Annotated in this window: 11 protein-coding genes; 1 reads left to right on the top strand and 10 read right to left on the bottom strand. The window is 65.9% G+C overall.

Features of this window, described 5'->3' with window-relative positions:
* Positions 1-139 precede the first annotated feature (139 nt).
* The 4 genes from glmM to MKD50_RS06605 form a co-directional block, all read right to left on the bottom strand.
* Positions 140-1,483 carry a phosphoglucosamine mutase gene (gene glmM, locus MKD50_RS06620; RefSeq protein WP_240072316.1) on the bottom strand — a complete coding sequence of 448 codons (1,344 nt, stop codon included), beginning with the start codon at positions 1,481-1,483 and terminating at the stop codon, positions 140-142.
* 62 nt (positions 1,484-1,545) lie between these two features.
* Positions 1,546-2,337, bottom strand: a complete 792-nt coding sequence (folP, locus tag MKD50_RS06615; protein ID WP_252666878.1) for a dihydropteroate synthase — start codon at positions 2,335-2,337, stop codon at positions 1,546-1,548.
* 206 nt (positions 2,338-2,543) lie between these two features.
* Entirely contained in the window at positions 2,544-4,427 is a 1,884-nt protein-coding gene (ftsH, locus tag MKD50_RS06610) for an ATP-dependent zinc metalloprotease FtsH (RefSeq protein WP_012353229.1), read from the bottom strand.
* Positions 4,428-4,584: 157 nt separating this feature from the next.
* Positions 4,585-5,250 (bottom strand): RlmE family RNA methyltransferase, encoded by a 666-nt coding sequence (locus MKD50_RS06605; RefSeq protein WP_092309409.1) that lies wholly within the window; start codon positions 5,248-5,250, stop codon positions 4,585-4,587.
* A gap of 264 nt (positions 5,251-5,514) precedes the next feature.
* On the opposite strand from MKD50_RS06605, the gene MKD50_RS06600 reads away from it, so the two are divergent.
* Complete coding sequence (locus MKD50_RS06600; RefSeq protein WP_115703781.1) at positions 5,515-6,018, top strand: YhbY family RNA-binding protein; 504 nt, start codon at positions 5,515-5,517, stop codon at positions 6,016-6,018.
* An 84-nt stretch (positions 6,019-6,102) separates the two neighbouring features.
* Here MKD50_RS06600 and MKD50_RS06595 read toward each other — a convergent pair whose 3' ends face one another.
* The 6 genes from MKD50_RS06595 to MKD50_RS06570 all read right to left on the bottom strand — a co-directional run bounded on the left by MKD50_RS06595 (position 6,103) and on the right by MKD50_RS06570 (position 13,318).
* Positions 6,103-6,606: a DUF4149 domain-containing protein gene (locus MKD50_RS06595; protein ID WP_115703782.1), complete on the bottom strand. Its 504-nt coding sequence runs from the start codon at positions 6,604-6,606 to the stop codon at positions 6,103-6,105.
* A gap of 54 nt (positions 6,607-6,660) precedes the next feature.
* Positions 6,661-7,137 (bottom strand): transcription elongation factor GreA, encoded by a 477-nt coding sequence (gene greA, locus MKD50_RS06590; protein ID WP_115703784.1) that lies wholly within the window; start codon positions 7,135-7,137, stop codon positions 6,661-6,663.
* Between the two features lie 248 nt (positions 7,138-7,385).
* Positions 7,386-10,634 carry a carbamoyl-phosphate synthase large subunit gene (carB, locus tag MKD50_RS06585; RefSeq protein ID WP_115703786.1) on the bottom strand — a complete coding sequence of 1,083 codons (3,249 nt, stop codon included), beginning with the start codon at positions 10,632-10,634 and terminating at the stop codon, positions 7,386-7,388.
* A gap of 89 nt (positions 10,635-10,723) precedes the next feature.
* A complete protein-coding gene (gene leuE / locus MKD50_RS06580; RefSeq protein WP_252666696.1) occupies positions 10,724-11,401 on the bottom strand; it encodes a leucine efflux protein LeuE in 678 nt (225 codons plus the stop codon).
* A gap of 35 nt (positions 11,402-11,436) precedes the next feature.
* Positions 11,437-12,573 carry a glutamine-hydrolyzing carbamoyl-phosphate synthase small subunit gene (gene carA, locus MKD50_RS06575; protein ID WP_115703788.1) on the bottom strand — a complete coding sequence of 379 codons (1,137 nt, stop codon included), beginning with the start codon at positions 12,571-12,573 and terminating at the stop codon, positions 11,437-11,439.
* A gap of 334 nt (positions 12,574-12,907) precedes the next feature.
* The gene (locus MKD50_RS06570) at positions 12,908-13,318 is read right to left on the bottom strand and encodes a RidA family protein (protein ID WP_240072318.1); all 411 of its coding nucleotides are present in this window, start codon (positions 13,316-13,318) and stop codon (positions 12,908-12,910) included.
* Positions 13,319-13,345: the final 27 nt, after the last annotated feature.

The raw sequence follows: 13,345 nt of genomic DNA, 5'->3' as shown, positions 1-13,345 counted from the left end.
ACATCTTCAAATCTTCTTGAAACTGGCCTGCAGCAAGGTAATGACGGCCTGGTCCGGTCTTGCCACACGGCGGTTAATTGCGAAACAAGATAAAAAAACGCCGGGCAAACCCGGCGTTCGTTTCTCGGTTCAGGGGCTATCAGGCACCCAGCGCGTCGGCCAGCTTCCTGGCTGCGCGCTCGGCCATCTCGGCCTGCTCGGCCTCGACCATGACGCGCACCACGGGCTCGGTGCCCGAAGCGCGGATCAGCACCCGGCCGCGGCCCTCCAGTTCCGGCTCCACCTCGGCCCGCGCGGCCTGCAGGCCGGCATGAGTTTGCCAGTCGAAACCCTTCTGGACGCGCACATTGATCAGCGTCTGCGGGAACAGCTTCACGCCGTCGAGCAGTTGCGCCAGAGTCTTGCCGCTGCGGCGCAGTGCGCCCAGCACCTGCAGCGCCGACACGATGCCGTCGCCGGTGCTGTGGCGATCCAGGCACAGCAGGTGGCCCGAGCCCTCGCCACCCAGCGTCCACTTGCGCTTGTTCAGCTCCTCCAGCACATAGCGGTCGCCAACTTTGGCGCGCACGAACTCGACGCCCTCGCGCTTGAGCGCCAGTTCCACTGCCATATTGGTCATCAGCGTGCCGACCGCGCCGGGTACTGCCTGCCCGGCGGCCTGGCGGTCGCGCACGATCAGATACAGCAGCTCGTCGCCGTTGTAGAGGCGGCCATCGGCATCGACCACCTGCAGCCGGTCCGCATCGCCATCGAAGGCCAGGCCCAGGTCCGCGCCGTTGGCCTTGACCGCCTCGATCAGCTTCTCCGGCGCGGTGGCGCCGTAGCCGGCGTTGATATTGCGGCCGTTCGGCTGGTTGCCGATGGCGACCACGTCGGCGCCCAGCTCGTGGAACACCGGCGGCGCAATGTGATAGGCCGCGCCATGGGCGCAGTCGACCACCAGCTTGAGCCCATGCAGGTCCTGCTCGTACGGGAAGGTGCTCTTGCAGAATTCGATATAGCGGCCGGCGGCATCGTCGATGCGGCGGGCGCGCCCCAGGTCGTCGGACGGGGCGCACACCATGGGCTCGTCGAGGGCCGCTTCGATCGCCGCCTCGACCGCGTCGGGCAGCTTGTCGCCGCTGGCCGAGAAGAACTTGATGCCGTTGTCGTAGTAGGGATTGTGGCTGGCCGAAATCACCACGCCGGCCGACAGCCGCAGCGCCCGCGTCAGGTAGGCGATGCCGGGGGTCGGCAGCGGGCCGGTCAACAGCACATGCACGCCCGCCGAGGTAAAGCCGGCCTCCAGCGCGGCTTCCAGCATGTAGCCCGAAATGCGCGTGTCCTTGCCGATCAGCACAGTCGGCTTGCCTTGCCCGGTCCTGGCGCCGTGCGCCAGCACCTTGCCCGCGGCATGGCCAAGCCGCATCACGAAGTCCGGCGTGATCGGCGCATCGCCGACCTTGCCCCGCACGCCGTCGGTCCCGAAATACTTGCGTGTCATTCTTTGTTTCCCTTTCTCTTCTGTGTTCTGTCTTGGTGGCGCTGGCCGGTGCCGGCGTCCGCTCAGCCCGCGCTGACGGATTCGTTGCGCACGGCCCACCAGGTCTTCACGGCATCGACGGTCTGCTGCACATCATGCACGCGTACGATCCACGCACCGCGCTCCACCGCACAGACCGCCGCGGCAATGCTGGCGGCGATGCGCTGCTGCGGCGGCCGGCCGCCCAGGATGGCGCCCAGCGTGGACTTGCGCGAGATGCCCGCCAGCACCGGCAGGCCGTCGAGCGCCAGCTGCGGCAACTGCGCGAGCAGGCGCAAATTATGATCCGGTGTCTTGCCGAAGCCAAATCCCGGATCGAGGCAGATCCGGGCGTCGTCAATCCCGGCGGCGCGCAGCACGGCGACGCGCTCCGCGAGGAACTGCGCCACTTCGGCGACCACATCGTCGTAGTGCGGGTCTTCCTGCATGGTCTGCGGATCGCGCTGCATATGCATCACGCACAGGCCCGCCTGTCCCGCCGCCACCGCTTCGACCGCGCCCGGCATGCGCAAGCCCCAGATATCGTTGATGAGATCGGCTCCGGCCGCAAGCGCGGCGCGCATGACCTCGGGCTTGTAGGTGTCGATCGAGAGCGGCTTGCCGCAATCGCGCAGCGCTTCCACCACGGGGATCACGCGCGCCAGTTCGTCTGCCAGCGGCAGCGCGGCCGACCCGGGCCGGCTCGATTCCCCGCCGATGTCGATGATGTCGACGCCCTCGGCAATCATCTGCTCGGCATGGCGCAGCGCCGCATCACGGCTGGCATGCTGGCCGCCGTCGGAAAAGGAGTCGGGCGTGACGTTGAGGATGCCCATCACCAGCGGACGCTGGTCCAGGGCAAAGCGGAAACGGCCGCACTGGAAGTGCCGGGTCTGAGTCGTCTGCTGCAAGGTAGGAAGGCTTTGGCGATGCGCGCGGCTGGGGCCGCACAAAAAGGAAAAGCCGGTGCGCCAGGCACCGGCTTCAGGGACAGGCACTACACAGCCATCGCTACAGCGTCGTCAGTGGGACGAGCGCCGGGTCAGGCCGTGGCGGGCGCGTTGGTCGGCGCCACCGGCGAGCCGCCCGAGGGCGTGCTGCCGCCACCGTTCGGGCCCGACGCGCTGCGCGGCGGACGCGGCGGCTTGCCGGCCATGATGTCGTTGACCTGGTCGGCGTCGATGGTTTCCCATTCCATCAGCGCGTTGGTCATGGCTTCGACCTTGTCGCGGTTCTCTTCGAGCAGGCGCTTGGCCAGCGCGTATTGCTCGTCGATGATGCGACGGATCTCGGCGTCGACCTTCTGCTGCGTGGCTTCCGACACGGTCTTCGACGACAGCTTGCCGAACATGCCGTCCTGCTCGGTATCGACATAGACCATGGCGCCGAGCGAATCGCTCATGCCGAAGCGGGTCACCATGTCGCGCGCGATCTTGGTGGCACGCTCGAAGTCGTTGGAAGCGCCGGTGCTCATGGCGTTGAGGAAGACCTCTTCCGCCGCGCGGCCGCCGAACAGGATGGCCACTTCTTCCAGCATGCTGTCCTTGTACTTCGAATACTTGTCATGCTCCGGCAGCTGCCAGGTCACGCCCAGCGCCCAGCCACGCGGCATGATGGTGACCTTGTGCACCGGATCCGCCTTGGGCAGCAGCTTGGCCACCACCGCATGGCCGGATTCGTGGTAAGCCGTGGCGCGGCGCTCTTCCTCGCGCATCACCGTCGACTTGCGCTCCGGACCCATGTAGATCTTGTCCTTGGCGTCCTCGAAGTCCTGCATGTCGACCACGCGCTTGTTGCGGCGGGCGGCAAACAGCGCGGCCTCGTTGACCAGGTTGGCCAGGTCGGCGCCCGAGAAGCCCGGGGTGCCGCGTGCGATCACCGAGGCGTCGACGTCGTTGCCGATCGGCACCTTGCGCATATGGACCTTCAGGATCTGCTCGCGGCCGCGGATGTCCGGCAGGCCCACGTAGACCTGGCGGTCGAATCGGCCCGGACGCAGCAGCGCCTTGTCGAGCACGTCGGCACGGTTGGTCGCGGCGATCACGATCACGCCCGAGTTGGCCTCGAAGCCGTCCATCTCGACCAGCATCTGGTTCAGGGTCTGCTCGCGCTCGTCGTTGCCGCCGCCCATGCCGGCGCCACGATGGCGGCCGACCGCGTCGATTTCATCGATGAACACGATGCAGGGGGCCTGCTTCTTGGCGTTCTCGAACATGTCGCGCACACGCGCCGCGCCCACGCCGACGAACATTTCAACGAAGTCGGAACCGGAGATGCTGAAGAACGGCACCTTGGCCTCGCCGGCGATGGCACGCGCCAGCAGCGTCTTGCCGGTGCCCGGAGGGCCGACCAGCAGCACGCCGCGCGGGATGCGGCCGCCCAGCTTCTGGAATTTCTGCGGGTCCTTGAGGAAGTCGACCAACTCGACCACTTCTTCCTTGGACTCGTCGCAGCCGGCCACGTCCTGGAACGTGACGGCGTTCTGGTTCTCGTCGATCAGCCGCGCACGCGACTTGCCGAATGAGAATGCGCCGCCTTTTCCACCACCCTGCATCTGGCGCATCATGTAGAACCAGAACACGATGATCAGCAGGGTCGGCCCGAGGTAATACAGGGCCTGGACCAGCACGTTGGGTTCGTCGTCCGCCTTGCCGGTGACCTGCACGCCGTACTTCATCAGGTCGCCGACCATCCAGATGTCGCCCGGCGAGATGATGGTGTACTTGGCCCCTTCCTTGGGCGAGACCACCAGGTTGCGGCCCTGCACGTCGACGCGCGACACCTTGCCGTTCTTGGCGTCATCCATGAACTGCGAATAGGTGACGCTGTCCTGCGCACGGGGCTTGTCGAACTGCTTGAAGACGGTAAACAACACCAGCGCGATCACGAGCCAGATTGCCGCCTTTTGAAACAGGTTGTTATTCAAGGCCGAACTCCTTTGCAATTGCCTTGCCAACGGATAGCTGCATTGTAATGCAGCCCCCGCCCTCGAGGGGAAACAGAGAAACTATGATGCCGATAGCACCGGGTGAGGGTATTTCCCTCTACATTTCTTATTCCGCCCTGGCTTGTATCGAGATCGGTCAATCCACTGCCTTGAGGTAGCGCCCAAGGATAAAGGTTTCGGAAGACTTGTCGCGCGACGCCTTGGGCTTGCGCTTCGCGACCACTTTGAACTGCCGTTTGAACTTTTCCACGATCTGGCTGTAGCCGCTCCCGTGGAAACACTTTACCAGCAATGCCCCCTCCGGCTTAAGGTGGGCCTGCGCGAATTCAAGCGCCAGGTCGCACAGGTACTCGATCCGGGCGGCGTCGGCGGAGGCCACACCGGACAAGTTGGGGGCCATGTCGGACAAAACAAGGTCGATCTTGTTGCCGCCTGAGGCGTCCAGCACCACACTTTCAAGTTCGCGGAAGACCGACTCCTCACGGAAATCGCCCTGGATGAAAGTGACGTCTGCGACAGGCTCCATGGGCAGCAGGTCGATCGCCACGACCGCGCCGTCAATCCGGCCATCCTTGGCCCGCGGGGAGTCCGCCAGCTTGTTGCGGGCGTACTGGCTCCAGCTGCCGGGTGCCGCGCCCAGGTCGACGATGACCTGGCCCGGGCGGATCAGCTTGTCCTGTTCGTCGATCTCCTTGAGCTTGTACGCCGCGCGGGCACGGTAGCCTTCGCGCTGCGCCATTTTGACGTACGGATCGTTGATGTGGTCGTGCAGCCACGAATGGTTGAACTTGTTCTTTGCCATGCCAGATACCAGCCTGTTCCCTGCCCGCGCGCGCCGGTCGGGCCGGCGGCGCAGGTTTTCCTACTGTTTTGATGATTTTGCTGCCCGACAGTGCCGGATTGACGGATAATACGCGCCAATCCGCATCCCGGCTTGCCGCCAACCGGCGGCCGTCGGCAGCCTGTTCCCGCCCGCCGTGTCACGACCGGCGCGGGCGGCAGCGCCCGATTACCAGCGCGCCAAGCGCTCTATCACTATTTCAAGCGCCTTATCCGGCGCCAACCTATGCCCGCTCTACAACTAGTCCCCGCCCAGCGCTCCGACCTGCGCTCCCGTGCCCATGCCCTGAACCCGGTCGTGATGGTCGGCGCCGAAGGCCTGACCCGCGCCGTGCTGGCCGAGATCGACCGCAGCCTGGCCGCCCACGACCTGATCAAGATCCGCGTGTTCGGTGACGACCGCGAAGCGCGCATCGCCATTTACGAAGAAATCTGCGACCAGCTCGGCGCCGCGCCGATCCAGCATATCGGCAAGCTGCTGGTGGTGTGGCGTCCGGGCGAAGCGCGCCTGAAGGAAAACCAGGCCGAAGACCTTGGCCGGCACACGCCCGCCCGCCGCGGCGGTGCCGCCCCGCGCACGGTGACGGTGAAGAAGCCCAGCGCCGCGCCCAACCGCCGGCCGACCCGCAAGGAAGTCACGGTGCTTGGCAACGAGCGCGTCACCGCCGGCGGCAATGTGAAGCGCTCGCGCGCCCGTCCGACCAGCCAGAAGAAGAAGGCGCTGGGCTGAAACCCCGGCAGCCACCAACAAGCGGGCGCCGCCAGGCGTCCCGATGCCGGCGCACCGCACCTGCGGCAGCGCCGGTGGTCGGCCTCACTCCCCGGCCGAACGCGGCGCCGAAGCGCGCCACACCAGTGCCAGCGCCAGCAGGCTTTGCAGCAGGTAGAAGGCGCTCGACACGCCGTGCAGCATGCCGAATTGCGCCTTGTACGGCGATTCCGACACCCCCACGCCCAGCGCCAGCGCCTTTTCCTTCAGGCTGCCCATGAACGGCTGGGTAGCGAAATAACCGACCAGCACGCAGCACAGCATGCCCAGCACCAGCCAGCGCAGACCGCGATAGCGCTGGGCGCCGCGCCGGATCATGACGTTGCACAGCACCAGCTGCAGCACGCCAATGGTCACGCCGACGATGGCTTCGGTATGGAACAGGTGCCCGGCGATCATGCCCGCCATCTCGCGGCTGGGCAGCACCGAAAACAGCGTCGGCGCCACCATGTAGCCGACGGTCCACAGGCTGCCGGCCCACACCACCGTCAGCAGCAGGAAGATGCGGTGCGGCAGCGGCGGCAGGTTGTTATAGGAAGTGGAGAACACAAGCCGGCCTTTCCGGTGGCCAGCGCAGGCGCAAGCCCGCCGGCCGGGCCGGCATCAGATGTAGCGAACGGTGATGACTTCGTACTCGCGCTCGCCGCCTGGGGCCAGCACGGTCGCGACGTCGCCTTCAAACTTGCCGATCAGCGCGCGTGCAATCGGCGAGCTGACCGAGATCTTGCCGGCATCGAGGTCAGCCTCGTCATCGCCGACGATCTGGTAGCTGACCGGACTGCCGGACTCCAGGTCCTCCAGGTCGACGGTCGCGCCAAAGACGATGCGGCCATCGGTATCGAGCTGGGTCGGGTCGATGATCTGCGCGGTCGACAGCTTGGCCTCCACTTCCAGGATGCGGCCCTCGATAAAGGCCTGCTTTTCCTTGGCGGCGTCGTACTCGGCGTTTTCAGACAGGTCGCCCTGGGCGCGCGCTTCCGAGATGGCATTGATCACCGCCGGACGCTCGACAGCCTTCAGGCGCTGCAGCTCCTCCTTCAGGAGCTCTGCGCCACGCTTGGTAATCGGAATGGTGCTCATGTCTTCGTTCAACAAAAAAATGAGCCGCAGCGGAGCTGGAGCCAACCCCGGCAAACCCCGCCAGGGCACGTCCGCTCAACCGCGGCTTTCAGACAGGATCGAACGCGGGCACGCCGGTTCGATCGACGAATTTGACGTAGTTTAGGCCAGGAAGCCCGCCGGCAGCAACTCCGGCGGGCTTCCTGGGGCAGGGCCGCCGCGACGCGGACGCCCCTGTTGCGATGTGTTGCGTCCTTACCTTGACGGCATCAGGCCAGCGAGGCATGCAGGCCCTGAAGGTCGTAGACCTCCAGGCTCTGCATGTGCTTCAGCCCTTCCACCGCGGCGCGCGCGCCGGCGATGGTGGTGTAGTAAGGAATGCGGTGGGCCAGCGCCGAAATCCGGATCGAGCGCGAATCGGCGATCGCGCCGCGGGTTTCGTCCACGGTGGTGAACACCAGCGCCAGTTCGCCGTTCTTGATCATGTCGACGATATGCGGACGGCCGTCCTTGACTTTGTTGACCACCTTGACCGGGATGCCGGCGGCCTCGATCGCCGAGGCGGTGCCGCGCGTGGCGACGATCGGGTAGCCCATGTCGTGCAGCATGCGGGCCACGGCCACGGCGCGCGGCTTGTCGCTGTCCTTCACCGTGATCAGCACGGCGCCCTTCTCCGGCAGGCGCGAACCCGCGGCCAGCTGGCTCTTGAACAGGGCCTCGCCGAAGCTCTTGCCCACGCCCATGACTTCGCCGGTCGAACGCATTTCAGGTCCGAGGACCGGATCCACGCCCGGGAACTTGTTGAACGGGAACACCGCTTCCTTGACGCTGTAGTACGGCGGGATGACCTCGTCGGCGATGCCCTGCTCGTCCAGCGACTGGCCGGCCATGCAGCGCGCGGCGATCTTGGCCAGCTGCATGCCGGTGGCCTTGGACACGTACGGCACGGTACGCGAGGCACGCGGGTTCACTTCCAGCACGTAGACGGTGTCGACACCGTTGTTCTGCTGGATCGCGAACTGCACGTTCATCAGGCCGACCACGTTCAGCGCGCGGGCCATGGCTGCGGTCTGGCGCTTCAGCTCGGCCACGGTCTCGGCCGACAGCGAGTACGGCGGCAGCGAGCAGGCGGAGTCGCCCGAGTGCACGCCGGCCTGCTCGATGTGTTCCATCACGCCGCCGATAAAGACGCGCTTGCCGTCGCACAGGGCGTCGACATCGCACTCGATGGCGTCGTTCAGGAAGCGGTCGAGCAGCACCGGGGAATCGTTCGAGACCTTGACCGCCTCGCGCATGTAGCGCTCGAGGTCGCGCGGCTCATGCACGATTTCCATGGCGCGGCCGCCCAGCACGTACGACGGGCGCACCACCAGCGGGTAGCCGATTTCTTCCGCGAGGCGCAGCGCTTCGTCCTCGGCGCGCGCGGTGCGGTTGGGCGGCTGGCGCAGGCCCAGGTCCTGCAGCAGCTTCTGGAAGCGCTCGCGGTCTTCGGCCGCGTCGATCATGTCGGGGCTGGTGCCGATGATGGGCACGCCGTTGGCTTCCAGGTCCAGCGCCAGCTTCAGCGGGGTCTGGCCGCCGTACTGCACGATCACGCCGACCGGCTTCTCGATCGCGACGATCTCCAGCACATCTTCCAGCGTCACCGGCTCGAAATACAGGCGGTCCGAGGTGTCATAGTCGGTCGACACGGTTTCCGGGTTGCAGTTGACCATGATGGTCTCGTACCCGTCTTCGCGCAGCGCCAGCGCGGCGTGCACGCAGCAGTAGTCGAACTCGATGCCCTGGCCGATCCGGTTCGGGCCGCCGCCCAGCACCATGATCTTCTTCTTGTCGGTCGGCGCCGCCTCGCACTCGCCGTGCTCGGCCTCGTAGGTCGAGTACATGTAGGCGGTGTTGGTGGCGAATTCGGCCGCGCAGGTATCGACGCGCTTGTAGACCGGACGCACGTTCTGGGCGAGGCGCGCCGCGCGCACGGCCTTGGCGTCGGTCTTCAGCAGCCGCGCCAGGCGGCGGTCGGAGAAGCCCTTCTGCTTCAGGAAGCGCAGTTCGGCGGTCGACAGGCTGTCGAGCGTGCGCGACTTGACCAGGCCTTCGGTGCGGACGATATCTTCGATCTGGGCCAGGAACCACGGATCGATGGCGGTCTCGTGATAGACCTCTTCCAGCGACATGCCCAGGCGGAACGCGTCACCCACGTACCAGATGCGGTCCGGGCCCGGCTCGCCGATCTCCTCGACGATCTCGTCGCGGTCGGTGGACTTCTCGTCCAGGCCGTCGACACCCACTTCCAGCCCGCGCAGGGCCTTCTGGAACGATTCCTGGAAGGTGCGGCCCATCGCCATCACCTCGCCCACCGACTTCATCTGGGTGGTCAGGTGGCTGTCGGCCTGCGGGAATTTCTCGAAGGCAAAGCGCGGCACCTTGGTGACCACGTAGTCGATCGACGGCTCGAACGAGGCCGGGGTGGCGCCGCCGGTGATCTCGTTCTTCAGCTCGTCCAGGGTGTAGCCGACCGCCAGCTTGGCCGCGACCTTGGCGATCGGGAAGCCGGTGGCCTTGGAGGCCAGCGCCGACGAGCGCGACACGCGCGGGTTCATCTCGATGACGATCATGCGACCGTCCTTCGGGTTAATCGAGAACTGCACGTTGGAGCCGCCGGTGTCGACGCCGATCTCGCGCAGCACGGCCAGCGAGGCATTGCGCAGGATCTGGTATTCCTTGTCGGTCAGGGTCTGCGCCGGGGCCACCGTGATCGAGTCGCCGGTGTGGATGCCCATCGGGTCCAGGTTTTCGATCGAGCAGATGATGATGCAGTTGTCCTGCTTGTCGCGGACCACTTCCATCTCGTACTCTTTCCAGCCCAGCAGCGATTCCTCGATCAGCAGCTCGCGCGTGGGCGACAGGTCCAGGCCGCGCTTGCAGATCTCTTCGAACTCTTCGCGGTTGTAGGCGATGCCGCCGCCGGTGCCGCCCAGCGTGAACGACGGCCGGATCACGATCGGGTAGCCGCTGGTGCCGGTGTCCTGGGCGATGCGGGCCTGCACGGCCACGGCCTCGTCCATCGAGTGGGCGATGCCGGACTTGGCCGAGCCCAGGCCGATCTTGGTCATCGCGTCCTTGAACTTCTGGCGGTCCTCGGCCTTGTCGATGGCTTCGGGCGACGCGCCGATCAGTTCCACCTTGTACTTGTCCAGCACGCCATGGCGATGCAGGTCCAGCGCGCAGTTCAGCGCGGTCTGGCCGCCCATGGTCGGCAGGATGGCATCCGGGCGCTCCTTCTCGATGATGCGTTCGACCACTTCCCAGGTGATCGGCTCGATGTAGGTGACATCGGCCGTGGCCGGGTCGGTCATGATGGTCGCCGGGTTGGAGTTGACCAGGATGACCTTGAAGCCTTCCTCGCGCAGGGCCTTGCAGGCCTGGGCGCCGGAGTAGTCGAACTCGCACGCCTGGCCGATGATGATGGGGCCCGCGCCGATGATCAGGATGCTCTTGATGTCTGTGCGTTTTGGCATTGCACGCTCTCTTTATGGGCCGGCCCGCCTTGCCTGCGGACCGCGCCGGTAATCAGGGAATCCGTCCGGATTCGAAAATGTGGTCTGGCTCAGTTCATCGTGGCGGTCGCCAGCTTGGCGCCGAAGCCGATAAACATCGCCCCTACCCCGCTGGCCATGCCGGCCGACAGCCGGCGGCGGCGCCGGAACGCCTCGGCCAGCTTCGCGCCCACGAAGATGATCGTGGTCAGGTAGGCAAAGCTGCAGATCTGGCACACCAGCCCCAGCACCCCGAACGACAGCACCGGGTAAGCAAAGGCCGGGTCGACGAACTGGATGAAGAACGAGATGAAGAACAGGATCGCCTTCGGGTTCAGCAGGCTGATCAGCAACGCCTTGCGGAACGGGTCGGACTGGTCCGGCGATGCCGCCGGCACTGCCGCCACCCCGGCGGCATCGCCGCGCGCGGCCCAGCTGCGCAGCGCGCCGCGCAGCATGTTGAAGCCGATCCACGCCAGGTAGGCCGCGCCGATGTACTTCACCACGTAGAACAGCGCCGGGCTGGCCTTGAGCAGCGAGGCCACGCCCGCCGCCGACAGCACCATCAGCACCGCGTCGCCCAGGAACACCCCGCACGCGCCCTTGTAGCCGGCGCGCACGCCGCGCTGCGCCGCCACCGACAGCACGTACATCGAGTTCGGCCCCGGCAGCAGCACGATGAAGATCGTGCCCAGCACATAGGTCCAGAAGTCGGTGATGCCGAAAGCGGTATGCATGAAGGCGTTCATGGGATGTCCCGGGGTCTCTCGCTGTTCCCGGGCGCTTACTTGCGCGCGTCGGTCATCAGCTGGATGAAGCGGTCGAACAGGTAAGCCACGTCGTTCGGGCCGGGCGAGGCTTCCGGGTGGCCCTGGAAGCAGAACGCCGGCTTGTCGGTCAGCGCGAAACCCTGCAGCGAGCCGTCGAACAGCGACTTGTGCGTGACGCGCACGTTGGCAGGCAGCGTGTCGGCGTCGACCGCGAAGCCGTGGTTCTGCGACGTGATCACCACGCGGCCGTCGTCCAGGTCCTTGACCGGGTGGTTGGCGCCGTGGTGGCCGAACTTCATCTTCAGGGTCTTGGCGCCGACCGCCAGGGCCATGATCTGGTGCCCCAGGCAGATGCCGAAGGTGGGGACGCCGCGCTCGATGAACTCGCGCGTGGCGGCGATGGCGTAGTCGCACGGCTCGGGGTCGCCGGGGCCGTTGGACAGGAACACGCCGTCCGGATTCAGCGCCAGCGCGTCGGCCGCGCTAGCCTGGGCCGGCAACACCGTGACCTTGCAGCCGCGCTCGGCCAGCATGCGCAGGATGTTGTACTTGACGCCGTAGTCATAGGCGACCACGTGGAACTGCGGCTGCTGCTGCTTGCCGTAGCCCTCGCCCAGCTTCCATTCGGACTGGGTCCATTGGTACGGTTCCTTGACCGACACCACCTTGGCCAGGTCCATGCCGGCCAGGCCGGGGAACGAGCGGGCCAGGTCGATGGCCTTCTGGACGTTGTCCTCGCCGGCCAGGATGCAGCCGTTCTGGGCGCCCTTTTCGCGCAGGATACGCGTCAGCTTGCGCGTATCGATGCCGGCAATCGCCACCACCTTTTCCTGCTTCAGGTAGTGGGCCAGGGTGTGTTCCTTGCGGAAGTTGGAGGCCAGGATCGGCAGATCCTTGATGATCAGGCCGGCGGCATGGACTTTCGTGGCTTCGACATCCTCAGGATTGACACCGTAGTTGCCGATATGCGGATACGTCAGCGTGACGATCTGCCGCGAGTAACTCGGGTCGGTGAGGATTTCCTGGTAACCGGTGATGGCGGTGTTGAACACCACTTCGCCGATGGTATGGCCGGAAGCGCCAATGGAATAGCCACGAAAGACCGTGCCGTCTGCTAGCGCGAGAATGGCGGACGGGAAAGACGGTAACACGGGTAGGCTCCTGCTGGACTCACCCCGTGACCGACCAATCGACGCCTCGTGCCCCCCAGGCTAGATCCGTGACGGCGGCAGCGGCATTGCGCCGATGCGGTCGGATCCGGTCGCGGCATGCACTTTGCATCACATCAAATATGAACGGCAAAGGCGGCGCGGATGGGGGCGGCGGAAGGTGGAAAGCGGTTGGCGCTAGGGTGAAGGGTTCTGAAAGCGAAACTTTCGAATTATATCCCGAGCCACCCAATTTCTCAAGTTTTCAAGGACTTGCGCGCGGCAGGCGGCGGCGCCGCCTCGTCACGTGCCGCCGCCCTGCCGCTTGCCTGACAGGTTACGGCCGCGGCGGCACGACCGCCGTCACTTCGATTTCCACCTTGGCGCGCGGCTCCACCAGGTCCGCAACCTCGACGGCAGTCATGGCCGGAAAGTGGCGGCCGATGATGGCCCGGTAGTGCTGGCCGATGGCCCCGTAGGCGCCCACGTATTCCGCCTTGTCCTTCACATACCAGGTCATGCGCACGATGTGCTCCGGCAGCGCGTCGCCGGCGGCCAGCACGGCAACCACGTTGCGCAGCGCCTGCGCCACCTGCAGGCCGAAGTCGTCGGTCTCGAACTCACATTTGCCGGTCCAGCCGATCTGGCCGCTGATAAAGAGCAGTCGGCTGCCGACCTGCATTTCGGTCATGGTGCCGTTGGCGTAGCCACGCGGGGGCGCCCACTCGGGCGGCTGCAGGATTTTCATGGTGCTTCTTCCTGTTGATATCTGTCT

Origin of the sequence: Cupriavidus mimosae (assembly GCF_023952485.1) — a bacterium.
Taxonomy (GTDB): domain Bacteria; phylum Pseudomonadota; class Gammaproteobacteria; order Burkholderiales; family Burkholderiaceae; genus Cupriavidus; species Cupriavidus taiwanensis_C.
Note: the sequence above shows the minus strand (reverse complement) of the source record. Positions and strands in the feature narration are given on the sequence as shown.

Bases quoted from the DNA above. Each gene is read 5' to 3' on its own strand.
- glmM (WP_240072316.1), bottom strand. From the start codon at position 1,483: ATGACACGCAAGTATTTCGGGACCGACGGCGTGCGGGGCAAGGTCGGC.
- folP (WP_252666878.1), bottom strand. From the start codon at position 2,337: ATGGGCATCCTCAACGTCACGCCCGACTCCTTTTCCGACGGCGGCCAG.
- carB (WP_115703786.1), bottom strand. From the start codon at position 10,634: ATGCCAAAACGCACAGACATCAAGAGCATCCTGATCATCGGCGCGGGC.
- MKD50_RS06570 (WP_240072318.1), bottom strand. From the start codon at position 13,318: ATGAAAATCCTGCAGCCGCCCGAGTGGGCGCCCCCGCGTGGCTACGCC.
- MKD50_RS06600 (WP_115703781.1), top strand. From the start codon at position 5,515: ATGCCCGCTCTACAACTAGTCCCCGCCCAGCGCTCCGACCTGCGCTCC.
- leuE (WP_252666696.1), bottom strand. From the start codon at position 11,401: ATGAACGCCTTCATGCATACCGCTTTCGGCATCACCGACTTCTGGACC.
- MKD50_RS06605 (WP_092309409.1), bottom strand. From the start codon at position 5,250: ATGGCAAAGAACAAGTTCAACCATTCGTGGCTGCACGACCACATCAAC.
- greA (WP_115703784.1), bottom strand. From the start codon at position 7,137: ATGAGCACCATTCCGATTACCAAGCGTGGCGCAGAGCTCCTGAAGGAG.